Origin of the sequence: Pantoea sp. IMH, assembly GCF_000599885.1 — a bacterium.
Taxonomy (GTDB): domain Bacteria; phylum Pseudomonadota; class Gammaproteobacteria; order Enterobacterales; family Enterobacteriaceae; genus Erwinia.
On record NZ_JFGT01000002.1, the window covers coordinates 810,744 to 837,091 of the forward strand.

At 56.2% G+C, this 26,348-nt stretch carries 20 protein-coding genes; 5 read left to right on the forward strand and 15 right to left on the reverse strand.

Translation table 11 applies throughout. From position 1 onward, the window contains the following. Nucleotides 1-55: 55 nt before the first annotated feature. The 5 genes from eno to rlmD all read right to left on the reverse strand — a co-directional run bounded on the left by eno (nt 56) and on the right by rlmD (nt 8,182). On the reverse strand, nt 56-1,351 hold the full coding sequence (gene eno, locus EA20_RS0103740; protein WP_024965558.1) for a phosphopyruvate hydratase: 1,296 nt from the start codon (nt 1,349-1,351) through the stop codon (nt 56-58). Between the two features lie 174 nt (nt 1,352-1,525). After that, nucleotides 1,526-3,163, reverse strand: a complete 1,638-nt coding sequence (gene pyrG / locus EA20_RS0103745; RefSeq protein WP_024965559.1) for a glutamine hydrolyzing CTP synthase — start codon at nt 3,161-3,163, stop codon at nt 1,526-1,528. Between the two features lie 337 nt (nt 3,164-3,500). Then, the gene (mazG, locus tag EA20_RS0103750) at nt 3,501-4,292 is read right to left on the reverse strand and encodes a nucleoside triphosphate pyrophosphohydrolase (RefSeq protein ID WP_024965560.1); all 792 of its coding nucleotides are present in this window, start codon (nt 4,290-4,292) and stop codon (nt 3,501-3,503) included. 312 nt (nt 4,293-4,604) lie between these two features. Then, nucleotides 4,605-6,833 (reverse strand): GTP diphosphokinase, encoded by a 2,229-nt coding sequence (relA, locus tag EA20_RS0103760; RefSeq protein ID WP_024965562.1) that lies wholly within the window; start codon nt 6,831-6,833, stop codon nt 4,605-4,607. Nucleotides 6,834-6,865: 32 nt separating this feature from the next. Continuing rightward, nucleotides 6,866-8,182, reverse strand: a complete 1,317-nt coding sequence (rlmD, locus tag EA20_RS0103765) for a 23S rRNA (uracil(1939)-C(5))-methyltransferase RlmD (protein WP_024965563.1) — start codon at nt 8,180-8,182, stop codon at nt 6,866-6,868. Between the two features lie 110 nt (nt 8,183-8,292). Here rlmD and barA point away from each other — a divergent pair, with 110 nt between their 5' ends. After that, complete coding sequence (gene barA / locus EA20_RS0103770; protein WP_024965564.1) at nt 8,293-11,025, forward strand: two-component sensor histidine kinase BarA; 2,733 nt, start codon at nt 8,293-8,295, stop codon at nt 11,023-11,025. A gap of 76 nt (nt 11,026-11,101) precedes the next feature. On the opposite strand, the gene EA20_RS0103775 is transcribed toward barA, so the two are convergent. The 6 genes from EA20_RS0103775 to EA20_RS0103800 all read right to left on the reverse strand — a co-directional run bounded on the left by EA20_RS0103775 (nt 11,102) and on the right by EA20_RS0103800 (nt 18,084). Further along, nucleotides 11,102-12,250, reverse strand: coding sequence for a glycerate kinase (locus tag EA20_RS0103775; RefSeq protein ID WP_024965565.1), 1,149 nt, complete (start codon nt 12,248-12,250; stop codon nt 11,102-11,104). A 76-nt stretch (nt 12,251-12,326) separates the two neighbouring features. Continuing rightward, a complete protein-coding gene (garR, locus tag EA20_RS0103780) occupies nt 12,327-13,211 on the reverse strand; it encodes a 2-hydroxy-3-oxopropionate reductase (protein ID WP_024965566.1) in 885 nt (294 codons plus the stop codon). A gap of 21 nt (nt 13,212-13,232) precedes the next feature. Beyond that, nucleotides 13,233-14,003 (reverse strand): 2-dehydro-3-deoxyglucarate aldolase, encoded by a 771-nt coding sequence (gene garL / locus EA20_RS0103785; RefSeq protein WP_024965567.1) that lies wholly within the window; start codon nt 14,001-14,003, stop codon nt 13,233-13,235. 20 nt (nt 14,004-14,023) lie between these two features. After that, a complete protein-coding gene (gene gudD / locus EA20_RS0103790) occupies nt 14,024-15,364 on the reverse strand; it encodes a glucarate dehydratase (RefSeq protein ID WP_024965568.1) in 1,341 nt (446 codons plus the stop codon). 26 nt (nt 15,365-15,390) lie between these two features. Then, the gene (locus EA20_RS0103795; RefSeq protein ID WP_024965569.1) at nt 15,391-16,728 is read right to left on the reverse strand and encodes an enolase C-terminal domain-like protein; all 1,338 of its coding nucleotides are present in this window, start codon (nt 16,726-16,728) and stop codon (nt 15,391-15,393) included. A gap of 9 nt (nt 16,729-16,737) precedes the next feature. Further along, nucleotides 16,738-18,084 carry an MFS transporter gene (locus EA20_RS0103800; protein WP_024965570.1) on the reverse strand — a complete coding sequence of 449 codons (1,347 nt, stop codon included), beginning with the start codon at nt 18,082-18,084 and terminating at the stop codon, nt 16,738-16,740. A gap of 533 nt (nt 18,085-18,617) precedes the next feature. On the opposite strand from EA20_RS0103800, the gene garD reads away from it, so the two are divergent. Further along, nucleotides 18,618-20,177 (forward strand): galactarate dehydratase, encoded by a 1,560-nt coding sequence (gene garD, locus EA20_RS0103805; protein ID WP_024965571.1) that lies wholly within the window; start codon nt 18,618-18,620, stop codon nt 20,175-20,177. A gap of 45 nt (nt 20,178-20,222) precedes the next feature. Here the strand turns inward: garD and EA20_RS0103810 are convergent, their stop codons facing one another. From EA20_RS0103810 to syd, 4 genes are all read right to left on the reverse strand, one after another. Further along, nucleotides 20,223-20,672 carry a flavodoxin gene (locus EA20_RS0103810; protein WP_024965572.1) on the reverse strand — a complete coding sequence of 150 codons (450 nt, stop codon included), beginning with the start codon at nt 20,670-20,672 and terminating at the stop codon, nt 20,223-20,225. 22 nt (nt 20,673-20,694) lie between these two features. Further along, nucleotides 20,695-21,474 (reverse strand): tRNA pseudouridine(65) synthase TruC, encoded by a 780-nt coding sequence (truC, locus tag EA20_RS0103815; protein ID WP_024965573.1) that lies wholly within the window; start codon nt 21,472-21,474, stop codon nt 20,695-20,697. Continuing rightward, nucleotides 21,474-21,800 (reverse strand): YqcC family protein, encoded by a 327-nt coding sequence (locus tag EA20_RS0103820; RefSeq protein ID WP_024965574.1) that lies wholly within the window; start codon nt 21,798-21,800, stop codon nt 21,474-21,476. The genes truC and EA20_RS0103820 overlap by 1 nt, the downstream gene beginning before the upstream one ends. Before the next feature lie 584 nt (nt 21,801-22,384). Next, the gene (gene syd / locus EA20_RS0103825; protein WP_024965575.1) at nt 22,385-22,936 is read right to left on the reverse strand and encodes a SecY-interacting protein; all 552 of its coding nucleotides are present in this window, start codon (nt 22,934-22,936) and stop codon (nt 22,385-22,387) included. A 155-nt stretch (nt 22,937-23,091) separates the two neighbouring features. Here syd and queF point away from each other — a divergent pair, with 155 nt between their 5' ends. The 3 genes from queF to xni all read left to right on the forward strand — a co-directional run bounded on the left by queF (nt 23,092) and on the right by xni (nt 26,348). Next, nucleotides 23,092-23,940, forward strand: coding sequence for an NADPH-dependent 7-cyano-7-deazaguanine reductase QueF (queF, locus tag EA20_RS0103830; protein WP_024965576.1), 849 nt, complete (start codon nt 23,092-23,094; stop codon nt 23,938-23,940). 205 nt (nt 23,941-24,145) lie between these two features. Beyond that, the gene (ppnN, locus tag EA20_RS0103835; protein WP_024965577.1) at nt 24,146-25,510 is read left to right on the forward strand and encodes a nucleotide 5'-monophosphate nucleosidase PpnN; all 1,365 of its coding nucleotides are present in this window, start codon (nt 24,146-24,148) and stop codon (nt 25,508-25,510) included. Between the two features lie 46 nt (nt 25,511-25,556). Beyond that, the gene (xni, locus tag EA20_RS0103840; protein WP_024965578.1) at nt 25,557-26,348 is read left to right on the forward strand and encodes a flap endonuclease Xni; all 792 of its coding nucleotides are present in this window, start codon (nt 25,557-25,559) and stop codon (nt 26,346-26,348) included.

The following is a 26,348-nucleotide window of genomic DNA, read 5'->3' on the forward strand; positions in this document are numbered from 1 at the left end:
TGGCTTATTAACAGCGCAGATTATCCGGCCCTTAGCGGGCCGGGGAATCAGGCGATTACTGGCCTTTCACTTCTTTCAGACCATTGAATGGCGCACGGCTTCCCAGCGCTTCTTCGATACGGATCAGCTGGTTGTACTTGGCAACACGGTCAGAACGGCTCATTGAACCGGTTTTGATCTGGCCTGCTGCGGTACCTACTGCCAGGTCGGCAATAGTTGCGTCTTCGGTTTCGCCTGAACGGTGAGAGATGACAGCGGTATAGCCTGCATCTTTCGCCATTTTGATCGCAGCCAGAGTTTCGGTCAGAGAACCGATCTGGTTGAATTTGATCAGAATGGAGTTAGCGATACCTTTATCGATACCTTCTTTCAGGATTTTGGTGTTGGTTACGAACAGATCGTCGCCAACCAGCTGGATTTTGTCGCCCAGCACTTTGGTCTGGTAAGCGAAGCCATCCCAGTCAGACTCGTCCAGGCCATCTTCGATAGAGACGATAGGGTACTGTTTGGTCAGGTCTTCAAGGAAGTGGGTGAACTCTTCTGAAGTGAAGGCTTTGTTGCCTTCGCCAGCCAGCACGTATTTGCCATCTTTGTAGAATTCAGAGGCTGCACAGTCCATCGCCAGGGTGATATCTTTGCCCAGCTCGTAGCCCGCTGCTTTTACCGCTTCAGCGATAACGGCCAGTGCTTCAGCGTTGGAACCCAGGTTTGGCGCGTAGCCGCCTTCATCACCTACAGCGGTGCCCATGCCTTTAGACTTCAGCACTTTTGCCAGGGTGTGGAACACTTCAGAACCCATACGGATCGCTTCTTTCAGCGTTTTCGCGCCGACAGGCTGGATCATGAATTCCTGGATATCAACGTTGTTGTCGGCGTGCTCGCCACCGTTGATGATGTTCATCATTGGCAGAGGCATAGAGAATTTGCCTGGGGTGCCGTTCAGCTCAGCGATATGCTCATACAGCGGCATGCCTTTTGCTGCCGCAGCGGCTTTGGCTGCTGCCAGAGAAACGGCCAGGATAGCGTTGGCGCCAAACTTGGATTTGTTCTCGGTACCGTCAAGATCGATCATGATCTTATCGATGTTTGCCTGATCTTTTGCGTCTTTACCGGTTACCGCGTCAGCGATAGGACCGTTAACGGCTGCAACGGCTTTGGTTACGCCTTTGCCCAGGAAACGCGATTTGTCACCATCACGCAGTTCCAGCGCTTCGCGAGAGCCAGTAGAGGCGCCTGAAGGTGCCGCTGCCATACCTACGAAACCGCCTTCCAGATGCACTTCAGCTTCAACAGTCGGGTTTCCGCGAGAGTCGATGATTTCACGACCGATGACTTTAACGATTTTGGACATTAGTTTTTTCCTCAGTACAAGTTATCTTAAACTCAGACAAACTACGCACAGCCCCCTTCATCTTCCGATCGACAAGCCTGCTGGCTGCCTTTCATCCCCCGCAAGCGCCGGGGATTTACCGATGACCGTCTGAATGTGACGGTGTCAGGAGGTCGTGCGCCGTTATGAAAATACTTATTTTGCCAAACGCTTCTGGTACTCGCTGGCGGCTTTTACAAAGCCGGCAAACAGCGGGTGACCATCTCGGGGCGTTGAGGTGAATTCCGGGTGGAACTGACACGCAACAAACCATGGGTGATTAGGGATCTCAATGATCTCCACCAGCTGGTCATCCCCTGAACGGCCTGCGACACGCAAACCAGCCGCTTCAATCTGCTTCAGCAGCATATTGTTCACTTCGTAACGGTGACGATGGCGCTCAACGATAGTATCAGAGCCGTACAGCTGATGAACCAGGCTCTCTTTGGTCAGCTGACACTGCTGGCTACCCAGACGCATGGTGCCGCCCAGATCGCTCTGCTCAGTACGCAGTTCGACATTGCCTTCTTCATCACGCCATTCGGTGATCAGCGCCACCACCGGATACTTACAGTCTGGCACAAATTCGGTAGAGTTTGCGCCTTCCATCCCGGCCACGTTGCGGGCAAATTCCATCAGCGCCACCTGCATACCTAAACAGATGCCCAAATAAGGAATATTGTGCTCGCGCGCATAGCGGGCGGTCAGCAGCTTACCTTCCACGCCACGGTAGCCGAAGCCGCCCGGGATCAGGATAGCATCCAAATCTTTCAGCATTTCGACACCGCGGCTTTCCACATCCTGCGAATCGATCAGCTTAATATTGACGGTAACGCGGTTTTTCAGGCCGCCATGCTTCAGCGCTTCAATCACCGATTTATAGGCGTCCGGCAGCTCAACATATTTGCCGACCATACCGATGGTAACTTCGCCGCCCGGATTCGCTTCTTCATAGATCACCTGTTCCCATTCAGACAGGTTAGCTTCCGGCGCATTCAGGCTAAAGCGCTTACAGATATAATCATCGAGTCCCTGGGATTTTAACATACCAGGAATCTTATAAATGGAATCAACGTCTTTCAGCGAGATAACCGCTTTTTCCGGCACGTTACAGAACAGCGCGATTTTCGCCCGTTCGTTTGCCGGCACCGCGCGGTCAGAGCGACAGATCAGCACATCAGGCTGAATACCGATGGAGAGCAGTTCTTTTACAGAGTGCTGGGTCGGTTTGGTTTTAACTTCACCGGCTGCCGCCATATAAGGCACCAGCGTCAGGTGCATATACATGGTGTGCTCGCGACCAACGTCAACGGCCATCTGGCGAATCGCTTCCAAGAACGGCAGGGATTCGATATCGCCGACGGTACCGCCGATCTCAACCAGCACCACGTCGTGGCCTTCGCCACCTTCGATGATGCGTTCTTTGATCGCGTTAGTGATATGTGGGATCACCTGGATGGTGGCGCCCAGATAGTCGCCCCGGCGCTCTTTGCGCAGGACTTCTGAGTAGATGCGGCCCGTGGTGAAGTTGTTACGGCGGCTCATCCTGGTGCGGATGAAGCGCTCATAGTGACCCAAGTCCAGATCGGTTTCAGCGCCGTCATCGGTGACGAACACTTCGCCGTGCTGCGTTGGACTCATGGTACCCGGATCCACGTTGATATACGGGTCCAGCTTCATGATGGTCACATTAAGACCACGTGCTTCGAGAATGGCGGCCAGGGAGGCTGCGGCAATGCCTTTACCCAGAGAGGATACGACCCCGCCGGTCACAAAAATATAGTTCGTTGTCATGCTGAACCTGAGAAAGTAGGTTTAAAGACGATGGAATAACCAGGACGGGAAAACAGTATACGGGAATCCCCGCCGTGCCACAATTAATCGTTTCTGGTTCTGCGCCTTCCACCGCACTGACCGCCCAGAGCCTACCGGAATCTCTGCGGCCTGAGGTTGACATACGTCACAATTTTGTTGAATCGAGTCAGCTTACTATTCTTAACGCGCTAATAATCCGCTTATGCAACTTTACCATGGCGCTTTTCTGCGCAAAGATGGGCAACAAGGAAAGTCTCCATGAAGCCCCACAGGGAATGCACGCCTGCTGCTCACCTTGTTAACGCTGCGTTGGCTGTCAGCCGCCCACTTCTTCAGATTTGACCTGCTGCCATGCCTCTTCCATCTGCTCAAGCGTGGCCTGCTTCATTGCCAGTCCCCGGGCGGCAATAATCCGCTCAACCTCGCGGAAACGGCGCTCAAATTTGTCATTCGCCTTCTGCAACGCGGTTTCCGCTTTACTGCCGAGGTGACGAGAAAGATTGACCGTTGCGAACAGCAGATCGCCAATTTCTTCCTCCAGCTTTTGCGGATCGATGACCGCCTGCCGCGCTTCGTGCATCACCTCGTCGATCTCTTCATGAACTTTATCCAGCACCGGACCGAGGGTCGTCCAGTCAAAACCAACATTGCTGCACCGCTTCTGAATTTTATGGGCACGCATCAGTGCGGGAAGCGCGCGGGGAATGTCATCCAGCGCGGAATGCTGCGCTTTATCTGCCCGCTCCTGCGTTTTAATCGCTTCCCAGTTCACCAGCACCGCTTTACTGTCACTGACCTCGGCGTCGCCAAAGATATGAGGATGACGGCGCTCCAGCTTATCGCTGATGGTCTGACAAACCGCATTAAAGTCAAAGCGCCCTTCTTCCTGCGCCATCTGGGCATAAAAGACCACCTGAAACAGCAGATCGCCCAGTTCGCCCTGCAGATCGTCAAAATCTTCGCGGCTGATGGCGTCCAGCACTTCATAGGTTTCTTCAAGGGTGTAAGGCGCGATGCTGGCAAAGGTCTGCTCACGATCCCAGGGACAGCCTTTTTGCGGATCGCGCAGGGTTTTCATGATGCCCAGCAGGCGATCGATAGCGTTCATAACAGCGTCCATTTCGGAAGAGAAATAAACCCTGACTATACGGCATGATAAAGCAAAATTCATGGGGGAAATGGGGAAGGCTTTTACGATTGGTAAACAGCCTGAACGCAGCGTCAGTGGCCCAGGCGGTTTTATCTCACCGTCAGGCAATCCATGCGCGAACTCAGAAAGGTGTGCCATGGCGAGCGAAGCCAGCACCAGCAACGTCGCGCGGCCCTCAGGAGATCTTTTCCTGAGGGCCGACCCAGATCGCTACTCAGAAGTGAACGCTACGCCGGCGCAAACCTGCCGGTAAGTCGCCAGCGGAACGAATCAGTGCAGCCTTCTGGCGTCGATGATATCGGGCACCTGGTTTAACCGGGCCAGCACACGGCCAAGAACCTGATGATTATAAATTTCAATATCCATATCGATCGTCGCCAGCTGTTTTTTGGTATCGCTGCGGCTGGAGACGCCAAGCACGTTCACTTTCTCATTGGCCAGAATCGTGGTGATATCCCGCAGCAGTCCGCTACGATCGTTGGCGGTCACGCGCACCACCAGCGAATAGCCGCTGGAGTAACTTTCGCCCCAGACGGCATCAACAATACGCTCCGGCGCGTGGGAGATCAGTTCGCTGAGCTGATCGCAGTCGGCGCGGTGGATTGAGATCCCACGGCCCTGGGTGATGAAGCCGACGATGTTATCGCCAGGGATCGGCTGACAGCAGCGGGCAATATGGTGCATCAGGTTACCGACACCTTCCACCACCACCCGGCCACTCTCTTTACTGCGTGGCGCGGTCGATTTCTGCGTAAGCTGGCGCAGGGCTTCACGATCTTCCTCTTCGGCGCTCGGCTTGTTCAGCTTCGATTGCAGGAAGTTAATCATCTGATTAAGGCGAATATCGCCGCCGCCAATCGCCGCCAGCAGCTCATCAAGCGAGTTGACGTTATAGCGCGGCAGCAGCAGTTTTTCCGCCTCTTTCAGGCTGATATCCAGCTGATCAAGCTCGCTGTCCAGGATCTGTCTGCCCGCCGCGATATTCTTATCGCGATCCTGTTTGCGGAACCAGGCGTGAATTTTAGACCGCCCGCGGCTGGTTGTGATGTAGCCGAGGTTAGGGTTCAGCCAGTCACGGCTTGGGTTGGGCTGCTTCTGGGTGATGATATCAATCTGATCGCCCATCTGGAGCTGATAGGTAAAGGGCACGATGCGGCCACCCACCTTGGCACCAATGCAGCGGTGGCCGATATCGCTGTGAATATGGTAAGCGAAATCAAGCGGTGTCGATCCGGCAGGCAGATCGACCACGTCGCCTTTCGGGGTAAACACGTAAACGCGATCGTCAAAGACCTGGCTGCGGACCTCATCGAGCATTTCGCCGGAATCGGCCATCTCTTCCTGCCAGGCGATCAGCTTACGTAGCCAGGCGATACGCTCTTCATGGCCCGATGCGCCACGTGCGCTGCCGCCGCTGGCACCTTCTTTGTATTTCCAGTGCGCGGCCACGCCCAGCTCCGCATCCTCATGCATCTGACGAGTACGGATCTGGATCTCAACGGTTTTCCCATCCGGGCCAAGCACAACGGTATGGATCGACTGATAGCCGTTCGGCTTCGGGTTCGCCACATAGTCATCAAATTCGCTGGGCAGATGGCGATAGAGCGTGTGGACGATGCCGAGCGCACCGTAGCAGTCCTGGAGACGTTCGGCCACGATACGCACCGCGCGTACGTCGAACAGTTCATCGAACGACAGCGCTTTCTTCTGCATCTTGCGCCAGATGCTGTAGATATGTTTCGGCCGTCCATACACTTCGGCCTTCACGCCTTCTTTCACGATCTCCGTGCGCAATGACTGAACGAAGGTGTCGATATATTCCTCACGATCGATGCGACGCTCGTGCAGGAGTTTAGCGATGCGCTTATATTCTTCGGGGTGCAGATAGCGGAAGCAGAAATCTTCCAGCTCCCATTTGAGCTGGCCAATACCCAGACGGTTAGCCAGCGGCGCATAGATATTGGTACATTCTTTTGCAGCCAGTACACGCTCATCTTCCGGCGCGTCTTTCACTTCCCGCAGGTGGGCAATACGCTCGGCCAGTTTGATGACCACGCAGCGGAAATCTTCCACCATCGCCAGCAGCATACGCCTGACGTTATCGACCTGCTCGGAGGCCATCGAATCATTATGGGTGGCTTTCAGCTGCCGGATGGCGTCCATATCGCGCACGCCGTGCACCAGCGAAACGATAGCCGTACCGAATTTTTCTTCCAGCACGGCTTCCGGCGTGACGCCCGCATCGGCAAGGGGGAAAAGCAGCGCCGCGCGCAGGCTTTCGCTGTCCATGCTGAGCATGGAGAGAATTTCGACCATCTCAACGCCCCGCCACAGCAGCAGGGCGGCGTCAGGATGGTGCTGCGTCGCTTCTTCACAATAGCGCCAGGTGTCGGCCAGGCGTTCACATGATTGCGGGTTTGAGATCCCCAAACTGCTGATCCATTGGTCGAGCGCAAACTCGCCAGCCGTATTCATATGTGCACTTCTTACCGCAACCATAACCTCTCCTGGCGTAGCTCCCGCAGCGGGGACTATATTCGGCTAAACAACACCATGGACTCCACATGCCCGGTATGGGGAAACATATCAAGCAGCGCGGACCTTTCCAACCGGTAGCCAGATGACACAAGTTTTTGCGCATCCCGGGCAAGTGTAGTGGGATTACAGGAAACATAGACCACGCGTTCGGGGGCAAGTTTAATAATGTGCGGCATAACGCCCGCAGCCCCTGCACGTGCCGGATCCAGTAATACTTTGTTGAACCCTTCAGCGGCCCATGGCTGAAGGGTGACATCCTCTTCCAGGTTGGCCTGGAAAAAGGCCACATTATTAAGATTATTCTGCGCAGCATTATACGCACCCTTTTCCGCTAATGCTGTAACCCCCTCCACACCTGTGACACTTTTAACCTGTTTCGCGGCCGGCAGCGTGAAATTGCCCATACCGCAAAAGAGATCGAGCAGCCGATCGTCTGGCTGAAGATCGAGCCAGTTCAGCGCCGTGCTGACCATTTGCTGATTCAGCGCCGCGTTGACCTGAATAAAGTCTCGCGGACTGAAGGTGAGCTTCAGGCCTTCAACCTGGTAATAAGGCGTCTCGCCACTCAGCTGCACCAAAGTGTCGCTTTCCGGCGCCAGATACAAGGCGAGCTGGTGTTTATGCGAAAAGCGTTCCAGTTCTTGTCGATCCTGCGCGCTCAGGGCAGCAAGATGGCGTAAAACCAGCAGTGGGCCATTATCTGCCTGCACCATCTCAACATGGCCGAGGCGTCTGACGGCCTGTAACCCGCTTAGCATCTGGTGCAACGGCTGGATTAACGCATTCAGTTCGGGCACAAGTATAGGACACGCTGTCAGGGCGATCAGATCGTTACTGCCCGCCTGGCGAAAGCCCATTTGCAGCGTCTGGCTGCGCAGATGATAGTTCAGTCCCAGACGGGCGCGCCGCCGGTAGCCGTAGGCTTCTCCCGCAATCACGGTCTCAATGCTGACCGGCTGACCGGTTTCCTGTGACAGCAGCCGCGCCAGCGCCTTCGCTTTGCTGCTCTGCTGTAACAACGGGGAGACGTGCTGCTGCTGGCAACCGCCGCACTGATAAAAATGGACACACTGCGGCTGCACGCGCTCAGGACTGGCGGTGAGAATACGCGTTGCCTTGCCCCGGGCGTAAGCGCGTTTCTCGTCGGCAATCTCTACCTCGGCCAGCTCGCCGGGCAGCGCGCCGCTGACAAAAAGCGCCTTGTCGTTGTAGCGGGCGACGCCCTGCCCCAGCCCGTCCAGATCATTTACCGTCACCCTGACCTTCTGGCGGGTCGTCACGCGCCGTTTTGCAGAGTAGAATTGCGCCATTATTCAGTTTCCCGAGAGTTGTTAGCAAAAAACGTGCGTAGCCTACACCAGCCGCTGGATTAATTCGACCAGTGACACGCCGCCGGTTATCTACCCGTTTCAGGAACACTATGACCAAATATAGCCTGCGGGCCCGCATGATGATTTTGATTCTGGCGCCGACCCTGATGATTGGGCTGCTGCTGAGCACCTTCTTTGTGGTGCATCGCTTTAACGAGCTACAGCGCCAGCTGGTGGATGCCGGCGTCAATATTATCGAGCCGCTGGCGGTCTCCAGCGAATACGGCATGACATTCAACAACCGGGAATCGGTTCGTCAGCTGGTAAGCCTGCTACACCGCCGCCACTCGGACATTGTGCGTGCTATCACCGTGTTTGATGCGCAAAACCAGCTGTTCGTCACCTCTAATTATCATGTCAATGCCGCCGGCCTGCGCCTGCCGGACACCGCCCGCCTGCCCGGTACCTTTACCTATGAACGAAAGGGCAATTCGGTGATCCTGCGCACGCCCATCGTGTCAGAGAGCTATTATCCCGATGAGCCGCCGACAACAAGCGCCCAATCCAGCGGCAATCCGCTGGGCTATATAGCGATTGAGTTAGATCTTCAATCCGTCAGGTTGCAGCAGTATAAAGAGGTTTTTATCTCCACCCTGCTGCTACTCTTTTGCCTCTGCATCGCCATGCTGTTCGCCTATCGTCTGATGCGCGACGTCACCGGTCCGATACGTGACATGGTGAGTACGGTTGATCGGATTCGCCGTGGCCAGCTGGACAGTCGCGTCACCGGGCATATGCTGGGCGAGCTGGATATGCTGAAAAACGGCATCAACTCCATGGCGATGTCGCTGACCGCCTATCATGAAGAGATGCAGCAGAATATTGACCAGGCGACCTCCGATCTGCGGGAAACGCTGGAGCAGATGGAGATCCAGAACGTCGAACTGGATCTGGCGAAAAAGCGGGCGCAGGAAGCTGCCCGCATCAAATCTGAATTCCTGGCGAACATGTCGCACGAGTTGCGCACGCCGCTAAACGGCGTGATCGGCTTTACCCGACAAACGCTGAAAACCTCGCTGAACATTACCCAGCGCGACTACCTGCATACCATTGAGCGATCGGCAAATAACCTGCTGAGTATTATCAATGATGTGCTGGATTTCTCCAAGCTGGAGGCGGGTAAGCTGGTGCTGGAAACCATTCCGTTCCCGCTGCGCGCCACGCTTGATGAGGTGGTGGTGTTGCTGGCGCAGTCCGCCCATGAAAAGGGGCTGGAGCTGACGCTCAGCATTCAGCACGATGTCCCGGACAACGCCATTGGCGATCCGCTGCGCATCCAGCAAATTGTGGTTAACCTGCTGGGTAACGCCATTAAATTTACCGAACGCGGCAATATTGATATCCGCGTGGAAAAACGATCGCAGAGCAACAACCGGGTCGATCTGGAGGTGCAGATCCATGACACCGGCATCGGCATTTCGGAGAAGCAGCAGTCACAGCTCTTTCAGGCTTTCCGTCAGGCGGACGCCAGCATCTCGCGCCGCCATGGCGGAACGGGACTTGGCCTGGTGATTACGCAGAAACTGGTCAATGAGATGGGCGGCGAGATCTCGTTCCACAGCCGCCTGAATCATGGCTCCACGTTCTGGTTCCACGTCAATCTGGCGCTCAACCCGAACGCGGCCAGCGATCCCCGCGCCACCGACTGTCTGGTGGGTAAACGCCTGGCCTATGTGGAGGCCAACGACAGCGCGGCGAAAGCAACGCTGGATATGCTGGACGCCACCCAGATGACCATCAGCCACAGCAGCACGCTCGACGGCCTGCCCGATGCGCACTACGATGCGCTGCTGATCGGCCTGCCCGTTACGCGTCATCAGAGCCATGAGATACCGGCAGAACAGCTGCTGCCGGCGCTTAAGCGCGCTGATAATGTGATTATGGCGCTGCCCTGTCAGATGCAGGTGTATGCCGAAGAGCTTAAGGTGCGCGGCGTCACTGCCTGTCTGATCAAACCGGTCTCCCTTACCCGCCTGCTGCCGGTATTAATCGATCACCATGCGCGTGAAGGTGAAGTGCTTCCCCGCCGACAGCGCCTGCCGCTCAGGGTCATGGCGGTGGATGACAACCCGGCCAACCTGAAGCTGATCGGGGCGCTGCTGGAAGAGCAGGTGGAAACCATCATTTTATGCGACAGCGGCGAAGCGGCCATTCAGCAGGCAAAAACGCATGAGCTGGATATTATTCTGATGGATATTCAGATGCCGGAGATCGACGGGATTCGCGCCAGCGAAATTATTCGCGAGTTTCCGCATCACGCTTCCACCCCGATTATTGCCGTCACCGCGCATACGCTGGATGGCGAACGCGAGCAGCTGATTAAGGCGGGCATGAACGACTATCTGGCCAAGCCTATCGACGAAGTTAAGCTGGGACAGCTGCTGGCGTGTTATACGCCGGGCGTCACCCAGGTACGGTTACATCCTCCCGGTCTTTCTCCTTCGCTCGACTGGCAGCTTGCCCTGCGTCAGGCGGCCAATAAACCCGATCTGGCGCGCGACCTGCTGCAAATGCTGGTGGACTTCCTGCCTGAGGTGACATCCCTGGTGGAACGCTTTATGGCGGAAGATAACGTGCCGGAGCTGCGGGATATTATTCACAAGCTGCACGGCAGCGCCAGCTACAGCGGCGTCCCCAGGCTCAAGCAGCTCTGCCAGCAGCTCGATAAAAGCCTGCGCGCGCGCAGCACTATCGCCGACGTTGAGCCGGAACTTTTCGAGTTACTGGATGAGATGGAAAACGTGACGAGGCTGGCGAAGGAGATCCTGACGCTGCCACGGTAAAGTGGCAGCCAGCAGTCCAGGCTGAGGCCGCTGGCGTAAAGAAAGCGCCTGGCCGTTAACCGTCAGACGCCAGGGTTCAGCGGCGGGGAAGCTGCTGGCCGATGGCCAGCGAGGCGGCGATATTCCGCGCCGTCATCCGCACATTTTCCGCTGCGTTGTCCAGCGCTTCCTCAAGCGTACAGATGCTGTAAAGCACGCTGAAGACCGCGTCCAGCCCATGCTGATGCACAACGCCGACGTCATCGGTCAGGCTCCCGGCAATACCAATCACCGGCTTGTTGTAGCGCTTCGCCACGTTCGCCACGCCAATCGGCACTTTGCCGTGAATAGTCTGACTGTCGATGCGTCCTTCCCCGGTGATCACCAGCGTGGCGTCACGCACCAGTTCGTCCAGCCCCAGCGCTTCGGTAACGATTTCAATGCCGCGCCGCAGCTCAGCCTGGCAGAACGCGTGCAGGGCAACACCCATCCCGCCAGCCGCGCCGCCGCCGGGAACAGAAAGCACATCAATACCGAGATCGCGTTTAATCATCTCCGCAAAGTGCGCCAGCGCGTTATCCAGCTGCGTGACCCGTTCCGGCGTGGCGCCTTTCTGTGGCCCGAATACCGCGGAGGCGCCCTCTTTCCCCAGCAGCGGATTTGTCACATCGCAGGCCACTTCGAACCGGCAATGCTGGATGCGCGCATCAAAGTCGCTCATATCAATCGTGCAGATTTCCGGTAACGCGCCGCCGCCATAGCCGATTTGCCGTCCCTGCTTATCCAGCAGCTTAGCGCCCAGCGCCTGGACCATCCCGGCGCCGCCGTCATTGGTGGCGCTGCCGCCGATGCCGATAATGAAATGTGCCACGCCTTTATCCAGCGCGTTGCGGATCAGCTCGCCGGTTCCCCAGGAGGTGGTAATCATCGGATCGCGCTTTGCGGCAGGCACCAGCTCCAGACCGCTGGCGGCCGCCATTTCAATATAGGCGCAGCTCCCGTCACCGGACAGGCCATAAAAAGCGGGCACGCTCGCGCCCAGCGGCCCGGTCACCTCCAGCCGGACGATATGACCGTCAGTGGCGGCCACCATCGCCTCTACCGTTCCCTCACCGCCGTCAGCAACCGGCAGTTTAACGTAATGGGCATCGGGAAAGATTTCACGAAAACCCAACTCGATCTGCGTCGCCACCTGCTGAGCAGAGAGACTCTCTTTATATGAATCCGGTGCGATTACTATTCTCATACGTTATCCGGGCGCTGTTGAACCGGCCAGAGCCGGCGGTGCGGATCCCGGCTCTGCGATGAGCCGGATTTAAGGGCTACTTGGTAATTTCAACTTTCGCTAATTTTTCATAGTAGCAAGCCAGCGCGCTGTGGTCGGCAGTACCGAGCCCGTCCGCACGCAGCGCCTGCATCATTTCCATTACCGCTGCGGTCAGCGGCAGCTGGCTGCCGACATCATGAGAGGTTTCCAGCGCATTAGCTAAATCCTTGATATGCAGATCGATGCGGAATCCCGGCTTAAAATTGCGATCCATCACCATTGGCGCTTTAGCATCCAGCACGGTGCTACCCGCCAGGCCGCCACGGATCGCCTGATAGACCAGATCCGGATTCACTCCGGCTTTGGTAGCCAGCGTTAACGCTTCCGACATCGCCGCGATGTTCAGCGCCACGATGACCTGATTCGCCAGCTTGGTCACGTTACCTGCGCCAATATCGCCCGTATGCACGACCGACCCAGCCATGGCTTTCATAATGTCGTAGCATTTATCGAACAGCGCTTTATCACCGCCCACCATCACTGACAGCGTTCCCTCGATGGCTTTCGGCTCACCGCCGCTCACCGGCGCATCAAGCAGAGCGATATCTTTCTTCGCCAGCGCTTCATGGATCTCACGGCTGGCCAGCGGCGCGATAGAACTCATATCGATCACGATGGTGCCGGGCTTCGCGCCCTGAATCACGCTCTCTTCGCCCAACAGCGCTTCTTTCACATGGGGCGAGTTGGGCAGCATAGTGATGATAACATCGCTCTGCTCGGCCACCGCCTTCGCACTTGGGGCGGAAACCGCACCCAGGCTTATCAGTTCCGCTTCGTTAGCCTGATGAGAGTCACGCACCACCAGCGAATAGCCAGCTTTCAGCAGATTTTTGCTCATGGGTTTGCCCATGATGCCAAGACCAATAAATCCAATTTTCATGCTGTTCTCCTGAACGACGGGTTATTTTTTAAAGCGATCGCAAAGTGCCTGGGTGGCGCCACGGAAAACGCCAACATCACTGCCTACGGCGACGAAGCCAGCGCCCCATTCAAGGTAGCGACGCGCATCGGCTTCCACCGGCGCCAGAATGCCGCTCGGCTTGCCGGCTGCCTTCGCCCGCTCAAAGATATAGTGGATAACCTTGAGCACTTCAGGGTGGGCAGGCTGGCCCAGGTAGCCTAACGCTGCGGAGAGATCGCCGGGACCGACGAAAATGCCGTCCACGCCCTCGACTGCCGCGATGGCATCAATGTTATCTACCGCCTGCTGGGTTTCGATCTGAACCAGTAGCGTAATGTTGTCGTTAACGGTGGTGTTATATTCAGGCACCGTGCCGTACATGTTGCTGCGGTGAGAGACGGAAACGCCCCGGATGCCCAGCGGCGGATAGCGTGTAGAGGCAACAGCCCGCACCGCCTCTTCTTCCGTCTCGACAAAAGGAATTAAAAAGTTTGAAAAGCCGATATCGAGCAGGCGCTTGATGATGACCGGCTCATTGCAGGGCGGACGCACCACTGGCGCGCTGGCGCTGCCTTTCAGCGCCATCAACTGTGGCACAAAGGTGGTGATATCGTTTGGCGCATGTTCGCCATCAAGCACCAGCCAGTCAAAGCCCGCCAGGCCCAGAATTTCGGTCGTTGTCGGGTTGGCCAGCGCGCACCAGCTACCGATAAGCGTTTCGCCGGCCAGCAGACGCTGGCGGAAGCTGTTTGGGTTACTTACATAGCTCATCACTCTCTCCAGAAACAGAATTAGCGCACCAGGCAGGGGCGTTTATTGTCGAATGTCCACTCAGGTACCAGGAACTGCATAGCCTGCGCATCGTCCCGCGCGCCCAGCCCATGTTGCTGATAAAGCGCATTGGCTTTCATGACCTGATCCATATCCAGCTCAACGCCGAGGCCCGGCTGGGTGGGCACCTCAACCAGGCCACCTTTGATTTGCAGCGGCGCTTTGGTCAGGCGCTGGTTCCCTTCCTGCCAGATCCAGTGGGTATCAATGGCGGTAACTTTGCCTGGCGCAGCCGCCGCCACGTGGGTAAACATCGCCAGTGAAATATCAAAATGGTTATTAGAGTGAGAACCCCAGGTGAGGCCAAATTCGTGGCACATTTGCGCCACGCGGACGGAGCCCTGCATCGTCCAGAAATGGGGGTCCGCCAGCGGAATATCGACGGACTGCAGCGATAAAGTATGACCCATCTGCCGCCAGTCGGTAGCGATCATATTGGTGGCCGTGGGCAGACCGGTCGCGCGACGAAACTCTGCCATCACTTCCCGGCCTGAATAGCCCTGCTCTGCGCCACAGGGATCTTCTGCATAGGCCAGCACATTTTTCAGCTGCTTACCGAGGGTAATCGCCTCATTCAGTGACCAGGCGCCGTTAGGATCGAGCGTGATGCGGGCTTCAGGAAAGCGCTTCGCCAGCGCCGTCACGGCCTCCGCTTCCTCACTGCCCGCCAGCACGCCGCCCTTCAGTTTGAAGTCATTAAAGCCATATTTCTCATAGGCGGCTTCAGCCAGCCTGACCACGCTCTCCGGACTCAGCGCTTCTTCATGCCGCAGACGATACCAGTCGCAGGGATCGTCGCTCTGGCTCTGGTAATCCAGCGAGGTTTTACGGCGATCGCCGATGTAGAAGAGATAGCCGAGCATTTCGACCTGGTCACGCTGCTGCCCGTCGCCAAGCAGAGAAGCGACGTTGACGCCCAGATGCTGCCCGAGTAAATCCAGCAGCGCGGCTTCAATACCGGTCACCACATGGATGGTCGTGCGCAAATCGAAAGTCTGATTACCACGGCCACCCGCATCGCGATCGGCGAACGTCTGGCGCACCAGGCTGAGCAGGTTTTTGTATTCGCCAAGGCCGTGACCGACGACCAGCGCGGCAGCATCTTCCAGCGTCTGGCGAATTTTCTCGCCGCCCGGCACTTCACCGACGCCGGTATGGCCTGAATTATCCTTGATGATAACAATGTTACGGGTGAAATAAGGCGCGTGGGCACCGCTGAGGTTAAGCAGCATACTGTCGTGCCCGGCCACCGGGATGACCTGCATCTCGGTGACGCGCGGGGTTGAGTGGTCTTGACTCATAACGTATTCCTTATAACTGATGGCATTCAGCGACCGAAGGCGGGGCGTTTGCGATCGAAGGCCCAGCCGGGGATAAGATACTGCATCGCCGCAGCATCATTGCGCGAACCGCCTGGCAGGGATTTATAGCACTGATGCGCTTTCTCAACCTGCGCCCAGTCCAGCTCCACACCCAGTCCGGGCGCATCCGGGACGGCGATTTTCCCGTCGTGAATTTGCAGCGGCGCTTTCGTCAGGCGCTGATCGCCCTCCTGCCAGATCCAGTGCGTGTCGATCGCGGTTGGCTTGCCAGGTGCAGCGGCACCAACATGAGTGAACATCGCCAGCGAAATATCAAAGTGGTTATTTGAATGGCAGCCCCAGGTGAGACCCCACTCGTCACAGAGTTGGGCAACCCGCACCGCGCCACTTAACGTCCAGAAATGCGGGTCGGCCAGCGGGATATCCACGGCGTTGAGCATGACGGCATGATTAAGCTCACGCCAGTTGGTGGCGATCATATTGGTCGCCACCGGTAACCCGGTTGCCCGGCGAAACTCCGCCATCACCTCACGGCCCGAATATCCCTGTTCTGCACCGCAGGGATCTTCGGCATAGGTCAGAATGCCCTGCATCCCTTTACAGAGCGCGATGGCTTCATCGAGATACCAGGCGCCGTTGGGATCGACGGTGATACGCGCTTCCGGGAAGCGTTTTTTCATCGCCTTAACGGCCTCAATCTCCTGCTCGCCGGGCAGTACGCCACCCTTCAGCTTGAAATCTTTGAAGCCATATTTATCCTGGGCAGCCTCGGCCAGCCTGACCACGGCAGCACTGTCCATCGCCTTTTGATGGCGCAGGTGATACCAGTCGTGACCGCGCCGGTCACCGGCCAGGTATGGCAGATCGGTTTGCTCACGATCGCCGATATAGAACAGATAGCCCAGCACCGTCACTTCATCGCGCTGCTTGCCTGGCCCTAACAGTTCCGCAACAGGTACGTTGAGGCACTGTCCCAGCAGGTCAAGCAGCGCCGCTTCCAGCGCGGCGACGGCATTGACGCGTAGCTCAAAGGTCCAGGCGCCTTTACCAAAGGTGTCGAAATCGGCCGACTGATTGCCTTTGTGCACTTCCTGCACCAGGCGATTCATTCTTGCCACTTCTTTCCCTTTAACCTGGGGAATCGCATTCACCAGCGTCTGGTAAATCGTCTCGCCGCCCGGAGCCTCTCCAACGCCGGTATGCCCGGCACTGTCGGTCAGCACCACGATATTCCGGGTGAAGTAAGCACCATGTGCGCCGCCTATATTCAACAGCATGCTGTCATGTCCGGCGACGGGAATGACTTTCATATCAGTGACGACCGGGCTGCTCTGCGTGTTCATAAATCGTCCTTATAAAGATTTCAGTTCGATACGCTTGATGTCACGCACCAGCACCAGATAGCTCAATACAGCGACAAAGGCATGAATACCGACGTAAATCAGCGCGCCGTTGTAAGAACCCGTCGTGGCGATGATGTAACCGATGGCAATCGGGGTAATGATGCCGGAGGCGTTACCGAACATATTGAACAGCCCGCCGCTCAGGCCACTAATCTCTTTCGGTGCTGTATCTGCCATAACCGCCCAGCCCAGCGCACCAATGCCCTTGCCGAAGAAGGCCAGCGCCATAAAGAACACCACCATCCATTCGGTTTCGACGTAGTTACAGATCACCATCGAAATCGACAGCATCATGCCGAGGACAATCGGGGTTTTACGGGCGATATTCAGGGAGCCAGTTTTGCGCATCAGCCAGTCGGAAATCACACCGCCCAGCACGCCGCCGACGAAACCACAAATTGCCGGTACAGAGGCGATAATCCCCGCCTTAAGGATGGACATCCCGCGGTCCTGAACCAGATAGACCGGGAACCAGGTAATAAAGAAGTAGGTCAGCGCATTGATACAGTACTGACCAAGATAGATCCCCAGCATCATTCGCGAGCTAATCAGCTGTTTGATCTGATGAAACTTAACGCTCCAGGGCACCTTGCGCTCATCGACTTTGCGCTGATCCATATTGATCAGAGCACCGCCCTGCTCCATATATTCCAGCTCGGCTTTGTTTACGCCAGGGTGATCGGTCGGATCGTGGATCACTTTCAGCCAGATAAAGCTGATGATGATCCCCAGCCCGCCCATAAACCAGAACACGTGCGCCCAACCCACTTCAGAAGTCAGCCAGCCCATGATTGGGGCGAAGATGACCGTCGCGAAATACTGCGCGGAGTTAAAGATAGCGACGGCCGTGCCGCGCTCCTGAGCGGGGAACCAGGCGGCTACGATGCGGCTGTTACCCGGGAAGGAAGGCGCTTCTGCCAGGCCGACCATAAATCGCAGCAGGAACAGCGCCGCTATGATGGTGAAGCCACTGAACAGATCGACAAACCCCTGCAACAATGTAAACAGCGACCAGAGGAAAATACTCCAGAAATAGACACGTTTAGAACCGAAGCGGTCCAGCAGCCAGCCGCCGGGGATCTGACCGATAACGTAAGCCCACGAGAACGCGGAGAAGATATAGCCCAGCCCCACGGGATCGAGGCCGATATCTTTGGACATGGCGGAACCGGCAATGGCGATGGTTGCACGATCACCGTAGTTAAATGAGGTGACGATAAACAGCATCACTACTATCCAATAGCGGGCATTAGTTCTTTTTTGCACGGCGCCCGCAGTATTGCTAACTGAATTCATGGTGCACTCCTGAAATATAGCGGTCAGGCAAACTCACTCTGGACGGCATACACATCGCGTTGGGTATCAGAATGATGTCGGGTTTAAGGTAGCGATTATTTTGCAGAATAGTCGTACGCCAATTTGAAATAGCTCATCGTCCTGTTCGCTAAAAAGTATATGAACCGGGCTGCGGGAACACATCGGTTAAATGCCCTACATAATGATTTAATATTCACCCTTTCTCTGGCAACTGCACAATCTGCTGCGGGCTGGCTCACGCTTCGCTGACGTTATGCGGCATCTGTCACATTCCGCCGCAGATGACCTTATCTTTGTGAGCCCTCTCACTGATATCTGTTCTTATGCCTAAAAACGCGGCGACAGACGGGCGTTCATGTCGGACAGATGCATAATGTGTTTCCACTGCCTCGCTTCTATACTGGTTACCAGCAGAATAGCGATGACCGTCAGAAATGCGTAAAAAAGGATGCCGCTCCCTCAGGGAGAAAAAATTCGCCTTTAAACACCTTTTATTCAGGACATGTTGAGCAATGAACATTCCCTTAAACGATCGACCTCTTTATATAAAAGTGCATGAAAACGATAACGTCGCCATTGTGGTAAATAATAATGGCCTGAAAGCGGGCACAGAATTCCCATGCGGATTAATCTTAAAAGAACATATTCCCCAGGGGCATAAAGTTGCGCTGAGTGAAATAGCGCAGGGCGGCAATATTATTCGTTACGGCGAAGTCATCGGTTATGCCCTGCGTGATATTTCACGCGGCAGCTGGATAGATGAATCGCTGGTGGTCTTACCCGAAGCGCCAGCGCTCGCCAGCCTGCCGCTGGCTAATGCGGTTCCGCCTGCGCTGCCGCCGCTGGAAGGTTACACCTTTGAGGGCTATCGCAACGCTGACGGCAGCGTGGGTACCCGCAACCTGCTGGCGATCACCACCAGCGTTCACTGCGTCGCGGGCGTCGTCGACTATGTGGTCAATATTATTGAACGTCAGCTGCTGCCCAATTATCCCAACGTGGATGGCGTGGTGGCGCTGAACCATCTTTACGGCTGCGGCGTGGCGATTAACGCACCCGCTGCAGTGGTGCCGATCCGCACCATTCACAACCTGGCGTTGAACCCTAACTTCGGCGGTGAGGTGATGGTGGTGGGTCTGGGCTGTGAAAAACTTCAGCCTGAGCGGCTGCTGGAAGGCACGCCGGACGTGCAGGCGATCTCCCTGGGTGAAGAGGACGTGGTCAGGTTGCAGGATGAAAAACACATCGGTTTTGAATCAATGGTCAGCGACATTCTGCAGGTCGCCGAACGCCACCTTAAACGCCTTAATCAGCGCCAGCGTGAAACGGTGCCCGCCTCTGAGCTGGTGGTGGGGATGCAGTGTGGCGGTAGCGATGCGTTTTCCGGCGTTACCGCCAATCCGGCCGTCGGCTTCGCCTCCGATTTGCTGGTGCGCTGCGGCGCTACCGTGATGTTCTCAGAAGTGACGGAGGTGCGTGATGCCGTGCATCTCTTAACGCCGAGGGTCGTGGATGAAGAGGTGGGTAAACGCCTGCTGGAAGAGATGGCCTGGTATGATGACTATCTCAATATGGGGAAAACTGACCGCAGCGCTAATCCCTCGCCGGGCAATAAAAAAGGCGGGCTGGCCAACGTGGTGGAAAAAGCGCTCGGCTCCATCGCCAAATCGGGGCGCAGCGCCATCGCGGAAGTGCTCTCTCCGGGTCAGCGCCCTACCCGGCGTGGCCTGATCTATGCCGCCACGCCCGCCAGCGATTTCGTCTGCGGCACCCAGCAGATGGCGTCAGGCATCACGCTTCAGGTTTTTACTACCGGACGGGGAACGCCCTACGGCCTGGCGGCAATCCCGGTGATCAAAATGGCAACGCGCACCGCGCTGGCGGACCGCTGGCACGATTTGATGGATATTAATGCGGGCACCATTGCGACAGGGGAAGAAAGTATTGAGCAGGTAGGCTGGCGTCTGTTTGAGCTGATTCTGGATATCGCGAGCGGGCGTAAGCAAACCTGGTCCGATCGCTGGGGCATTCGTAATGCGCTAGCGGTATTTAATCCGGCGCCGGTTACCTGACGACAACGCCCCTGTTAGCGGTTTAACAGGGGCACATCAGGCAGATCAGCTTATCGCTCTGGCCCAGTTTTCCACCCAGGGCGAAGCGATTTCTTCCGGTTCAGGATGCTCAGAGGCATCAATCATCAGCACATCCCCCACGCGCGTCGCGCCATGCTCCTGTAAGAGCGCATCGAATTTCTTACCGCCGCCGCAGAAATCATCATAGCTACTGTCGCCGAGCGCAATCAGGCCATAACGCAGGGCTGGCTGATGACCCAGCTTATCTTTCATCGCACGATAGAGGGGCGCGATACTATCCGGCAGCTCCCCCTGGCCTGTTGTCGAGGTCACAACCAGCACAACATGTTCGGCATAGCGCTGCCAGTCATCGAGTTCGGGATCTTCAAAAATTTTGACCTGGTGACCGGCGTCAGCCAGCAACGGCTCCGCTTCTTCAGCAACCAGAAGTGAGTTGCCGTACATTGTCCCTACAAAAATACCTACCTGAGCCATGATGTTCTCCATTAGCCTGCGCTTACGTCAGGGAACTATCCTGAAGGCTTGCCGCCGTAAACTCAACCCTGGGAACCTCAGGCAGCACATCCTGCCAGCCAAACTGCACCATCATCTCCTGCCAGATGCTGTCCAGACCGGCCCGTAACAGCAGCGGCTCGCCGGTAACGGGATGGGTGAGGCTTAATTCGCTGGCGTGCAGCATCAGGCGCCGCATACCAAAATTGGCCGCTGCGCTGCGGTTCTGCCGGAGATCGCCGTGGGCGCTGTCACCGATGATAGGGTGGCGCAGATGCGTCATATGACGACGCAGCTGATGTTTGCGCCCCGTTTCCGGCAGCAGTTCAACAAGCGTATAGCGTGAGGTTTCATAGCGGCTTACCGGCACAGGCAGCTCGGCGGTTGCCACGGCGCGCCAGTGCGTTACCGCTGACTGAGGGGCTTTTTCCGGATTGCTGAATTTATCGGCTATTTTGTCGAGCTCTTCGGTCAGCGGATAATCCAGCGTCGCCTCACCTTCCAGCCAGCCGCGCACAACGGCGTGATAGCGCTTCTGGAGCTGATGCTGCTCAAACTGCTGGGAAAGCAGGCGCCCCACCTCACTGGAGAGCCCCATCAGCAGAACACCGGAAGTGGGCCGGTCGAGACGATGCACGGTAAAAACGTGCTGGCCGATCTGATCGCGTACCGTCTGCATGACGAACACTTTTTCATGACGATCGAGCCAGCTACGATGCACCAGCCAGCCAGCAGGTTTATTTACCGCGACCAGCCACTCATCCTGATAAATAATCTCCAGCATCAGTTGTCGTGCCCAAACAGCTGATCAAGCTGATTGAGCGCGTGCAGGAGTTTCGCCCGCCCTGGCAGAGCACCTTCCAGCGCAACCTCATAATAAGGTGCGATGGCCAGCTTTTCGGGCAGCGGCGAGCCGGCGTCGAGCAGTGCCTGCATGCGCGGCAGAAACACCCACTGAAGCCACTGTTCTGGTGTCATGGTATCCACACAAAAAGGTTCCTGGCTTTCAAAGGCCTGCGTAGTGGGCGCGCAGGTTTGCCAGAGGCCTGCCTCATGTAACTCTTCAACTATTGCCGTAAGCTGGATCTGTACCTGTTGTTCATGTTCCATCAGCGGTCTCCTGTCATACATTATGATAAAAGGCCGCAAGCATAACATTCGCGTGCGGGTCAGTAAGAAGTATGCACGAAAAAAAGGGAGCACTGTAAAAACAGTGCTCCCGGTTCGTTTGCAGCCATCCCGCTACGAGTGTGCTCCCTGCTCATCCATGATAACTAGGTCCCTGAGTGTTCCCTACACGCTCACCTTCACTGGTGATTGTCCTTTGCGTCCCCGCACGCTACCTATACTGGCAGCTCACATTCTTCATCCTGAAGGTGTCCCTTATCTCTTTCCTGAGATATCCTCGCTTCATCCTGAAGCCTTTCCTTGCAGCATCTTCCCGATGTGTCCAGACTCATTCCATAAGTCACGGAATCCTTTCCGATACGGCACAGTGTGCCCGAATATCTGAAGTTAACAATATAGCCAGCGGCAATGGACAGCGCTGAAATCAATTTCGGCCGGATGTGTTGAAAACAACCAATTGATTAATATCATGATAAATTATAAAACCTGCGCCATGCCCGCCGTCTAACAAGCGATCTCTCACATAACGTGTAAGAGATCTCTCACAAACCAGGCCCGTCATTCTCTTACAAACCGCGCGAAGGCGTCAGCGACGCTATAAACTGCTCAAGCGAGGGCGCCAGCGGCGTTCGTTGCGATGTGCCTAACTGTTCAATAAATACTTCGCCGCTCAGGTTACAGACGGAAACAATCTCCAGCTCAGAGGAGGTGGTGGCAATAAACAGCGTGGGGGAGTGCTTGAGCCGGCGTTTCATCACCAGATGGCCAATCAGATTCTCCTGAACGCGTAAGAAATCTTCTTCGCTCCAGGTTTGTAAAAGCGTGAAGGTCTGTCCTGCAAGGGTGGCCGTCATATCACCAGCAAACTGCGCGGTGTACCAGGCAACGACCGCAGGCTGAATACGCAGATCCAGCGCCCGTTCCACGGCATCGAGATTTTTGGCCAGCGTAAACGGCTGAGGCAGCCAGTAAATTTCATCCTGCACGGTTTCCTGAGTACAGGGAGATGGCACGCCAGTCAGCTCACTGCTTGCTGGCGGATGGCCGCATTCCCGCTCCCATAGATCGCAGTAGCGACGGGTAAATTCGGTAAGTGCCTGGGTGGTTTCTTCGATCATTGTTTTTTCACTCTCTGCTGCCTGAGTTACACTAAGGCCAGTATGTCTGCCGGGGTTGAACGCTCCCCCGCCGTCCCTTCTCGTCGGGCTCAGGCCATAAACGAACTGATTTGATTGCGCCGCTGCCCGTGTGCTCAAGCTATAAGGTAATTACGATGTCTTTACAGGATCCGCATCAGGCATTAAACGGCCTGACGTTGGGGAAACCAACAGAATACCACGATCGCTACGACCCCTCTTTACTGCAGGCCGTGCCGCGCAGCATGAACCGTGAACCGCTGGGACTCTATCCGGACAGCCTTCCTTTCCACGGTGCCGATATCTGGACACTCTACGAGCTCTCATGGCTGAACGCAAAAGGAGTGCCGCAGGTGGCAGTAGGTGAAGTGACCCTTAACGCCAGCAGCATTAATCTGATTGAGTCGAAAAGCTTCAAGCTTTACCTCAACAGTTTTAATCAGACCCGATTCGCTGACTGGGCCGAGGTTCGCGCCACGCTTGAACGCGATCTCAGCGCCTGCGCGGCGGGAGACGTCAGCGTTTCGTTATTCCGTCTGCAGGAAATAGAAGGGCAGCCGATCGGCCATTTTGCCGGTTACTGCATCGACGAACAGGATATCGTGATTGAAAATTACCAGTTCACGCCAGAATATCTGCAACAGGCGACGCTGCCAGAAGTGGTGGAAGAACAGCTGGTAAGCCACCTGCTGAAATCGAACTGCCTGATCACTAACCAGCCGGACTGGGGCTCGGTACAAATTAGCTATCGCGGCCCACGTATCCAGCGTGAGGCGCTGCTGCGTTACCTGGTCTCTTTTCGCCACCACAATGAATTCCATGAGCAGTGCGTAGAACGCATCTTTAACGACATCCAGCGGTTCTGCCAGCCGGAAAGCCTGAGCGTGTATGCACGTTATACGCGCCGTGGCGGGCTGGATATTAACCCCTGGCGCAGTAACAACGGCGACTGGAAGCCCGGTCATTCCCGCCTGGTACGCCAGTAATCAGCACGATTTGCGTGCCGCTACGCATATGCACCGGCTCCCCTATTGTTAAAGCCGGGTTGCCGGGGCTACTCTGTGAAGGGGCGAAAGCGTTGCCGTTCGCCCAGGGACATTATTCTCTTCACGGCGTTTTTCCCGGCGTGGCCGGATTTGTCAGTGTTTATCGGGGAGTGACCATCACCCGGACGGGTGTAAAGGAGTTAATTTGATCACACATATCAGCCCTCTTGGCTCAATGGATCTGCTGTCCCAGCTTGAAGTAGACATGCTGAAGCAAACGGCCAGCAGCGATCTTTACCAACTGTTTCGCAACTGTTCTCTTGCCGTACTTAACTCCGGGAGCCAGACGGACAGCAGCCACGAGCTGCTGGCGCGCTTCGAAAGTTTTGATATCAACGTCCTGCGTCGCGAACGCGGCGTAAAGCTGGAGCTGATTAATCCGCCAGAAGAGGCCTTTGTGGATGGCCGTATTATCCGGTCACTCCAGGCGAACCTGTTTGCGGTACTGCGCGACATCCTCTTTGTGAACGGACAGATCGACAATGCCGCTCATTTTCAGCGTCCGCAGATCGACGATTCCGTTCAGATAACCAATCTGGTCTTTTCCCTGCTTCGTAACGCACGGGCGCTGCACGTCGGTGAAGAGCCAAATACCGTTGTCTGCTGGGGCGGCCACTCCATTAACGCCGTGGAGTATCAATACTGCCGCAACGTCGGTTCCCAGCTTGGCCTGCGGGAGCTGAATATCTGCACCGGCTGCGGGCCCGGTGTGATGGAGGCGCCGATGAAAGGCGCTGCCGTAGGACACGCCCAGCAGAGATACAAAGAAGGGCGGTTTATCGGCCTGACGGAGCCGTCGATCATTGCGGCTGAACCGCCTAATCCGCTGGTTAATGAGCTGATTATTATGCCGGACATTGAAAAACGCCTTGAAGCGTTTGTCCGCATCGCGCACGGGATCATTATCTTTCCAGGCGGCGTCGGGACGGCGGAAGAGCTGCTCTATCTGCTGGGGATCCTGATGAACCCGCACAACCAGCAACAGGTGCTTCCGCTGATCCTGACCGGCCCCAAAGAGAGCGCTGACTATTTCCGCGTGATGGATGAGTTTATCGTCAGCACGCTGGGTGAAGCGGCACGCAAGCACTACACCATCATCATAGATGATGCCGCCGAAGTGGCGCGCCAGATGAAAAAAGCGATGCCGAAAGTGAAAGAGTATCGTCGCGAAACGGGCGATGCCTACAGCTTTAACTGGGCGATCCGCATCGCGCCGAACCTTCAGGTGCCCTTTGTGCCGACGCATGAAAATATGGCCAACCTCAATCTCTATCCCGATCAGCCAGCGGAAGAGCTTGCCGCGGCGCTGCGCCGGGCGTTTTCCGGTATTGTTGCCGGTAACGTGAAGGATGTCGGTATCCGCGCGATCAAAGAAAAAGGGCCGTACAAACTGAAAGGCGATCGGGAAATGATGCGCCGCATGGACGATTTGTTACAGGGATTCGTTGCTCAGCACCGCATGAAGCTGCCGGGTACGGCTTATATTCCCTGCTACGAAATCATTAAGTAACCCCACCGGAGCGGCAAACAGGCCGCCCCCACTTTATGCGTGACTTATGACGATTCACTTACTGATTATTGACGCCCTGAACCTTATCCGTCGCATTCATGCGGTTCAGGGGTCGCCGTGTCAGGACGCCTGCCTTCACGCGCTCCAGCAGCTGATTATTCACAGTAAGCCGACGCATGCCGTGGCGGTTTTCGATGATGATGAGCGCCATGAAGGCTGGCGCCATCAGCTGCTGCCGGACTATAAGGCTGGCCGGTCGCCAATGCCGGAGACGCTACAGCAGGAGATGCCGTTACTGCGCAGTGCCTTTCAGCAGGCAGGTGTGGCCTGCTGGCAGGCGAAGGGGGAAGAAGCTGACGATCTGGCCGCCACGCTTGCCGCGAAAGTGGCTGACAACGGCTGTCAGGCCACCATTGTCTCCACCGATAAAGGCTATTGCCAGCTCCTGGCGCCCCGCATTCTGATCCGTGACTATTTTCAGAAACGCTGGCTGGACGTTCCCTTTATCGAAAACGAATTTGGCGTGGCGCCGGCCCAGCTTATCGACTACTGGGGGCTAGCCGGGATCGCCAGCAGCAAAATTCCGGGCGTGGCTGGCATCGGCGCAAAAAGCGCCGCACAGTTGCTGAATACGTTCGGCTCACTGGATGCCATCTACCAGAATCTGGAGGCCGTTCCCGATAAATGGCGGAAAAAGCTGAACGAGCATCGGGTGATGGCTGACATCTGCCGACGGGTAGCCACACTTAAAACGGATCTGGTGCTGGAAGGAAATCTGAAAGCGTTAAGGCTGCCGGAACAGCAGCGCCGGACAGGCCTGCCAGGCCAGATGCAATAG

Excerpts from the sequence above, each read along its gene's own strand:
- eno (WP_024965558.1), bottom strand. The coding sequence starts at position 1,351 with ATGTCCAAAATCGTTAAAGTCATCGGTCGTGAAATCATCGACTCTCGC.
- pyrG (WP_024965559.1), bottom strand. The coding sequence starts at position 3,163 with ATGACAACGAACTATATTTTTGTGACCGGCGGGGTCGTATCCTCTCTG.
- mazG (WP_024965560.1), bottom strand. The coding sequence starts at position 4,292 with ATGAACGCTATCGATCGCCTGCTGGGCATCATGAAAACCCTGCGCGAT.
- relA (WP_024965562.1), bottom strand. The coding sequence starts at position 6,833 with ATGGTTGCGGTAAGAAGTGCACATATGAATACGGCTGGCGAGTTTGCG.
- rlmD (WP_024965563.1), bottom strand. The coding sequence starts at position 8,182 with ATGGCGCAATTCTACTCTGCAAAACGGCGCGTGACGACCCGCCAGAAG.
- barA (WP_024965564.1), top strand. The coding sequence starts at position 8,293 with ATGACCAAATATAGCCTGCGGGCCCGCATGATGATTTTGATTCTGGCG.
- EA20_RS0103775 (WP_024965565.1), bottom strand. The coding sequence starts at position 12,250 with ATGAGAATAGTAATCGCACCGGATTCATATAAAGAGAGTCTCTCTGCT.
- garR (WP_024965566.1), bottom strand. The coding sequence starts at position 13,211 with ATGAAAATTGGATTTATTGGTCTTGGCATCATGGGCAAACCCATGAGC.
- garL (WP_024965567.1), bottom strand. The coding sequence starts at position 14,003 with ATGAGCTATGTAAGTAACCCAAACAGCTTCCGCCAGCGTCTGCTGGCC.
- gudD (WP_024965568.1), bottom strand. The coding sequence starts at position 15,364 with ATGAGTCAAGACCACTCAACCCCGCGCGTCACCGAGATGCAGGTCATC.
- EA20_RS0103795 (WP_024965569.1), bottom strand. The coding sequence starts at position 16,728 with ATGAACACGCAGAGCAGCCCGGTCGTCACTGATATGAAAGTCATTCCC.
- EA20_RS0103800 (WP_024965570.1), bottom strand. The coding sequence starts at position 18,084 with ATGAATTCAGTTAGCAATACTGCGGGCGCCGTGCAAAAAAGAACTAAT.
- garD (WP_024965571.1), top strand. The coding sequence starts at position 18,618 with ATGAACATTCCCTTAAACGATCGACCTCTTTATATAAAAGTGCATGAA.
- EA20_RS0103810 (WP_024965572.1), bottom strand. The coding sequence starts at position 20,672 with ATGGCTCAGGTAGGTATTTTTGTAGGGACAATGTACGGCAACTCACTT.
- truC (WP_024965573.1), bottom strand. The coding sequence starts at position 21,474 with ATGCTGGAGATTATTTATCAGGATGAGTGGCTGGTCGCGGTAAATAAA.
- EA20_RS0103820 (WP_024965574.1), bottom strand. The coding sequence starts at position 21,800 with ATGGAACATGAACAACAGGTACAGATCCAGCTTACGGCAATAGTTGAA.
- syd (WP_024965575.1), bottom strand. The coding sequence starts at position 22,936 with ATGATCGAAGAAACCACCCAGGCACTTACCGAATTTACCCGTCGCTAC.
- queF (WP_024965576.1), top strand. The coding sequence starts at position 23,092 with ATGTCTTTACAGGATCCGCATCAGGCATTAAACGGCCTGACGTTGGGG.
- xni (WP_024965578.1), top strand. The coding sequence starts at position 25,557 with ATGACGATTCACTTACTGATTATTGACGCCCTGAACCTTATCCGTCGC.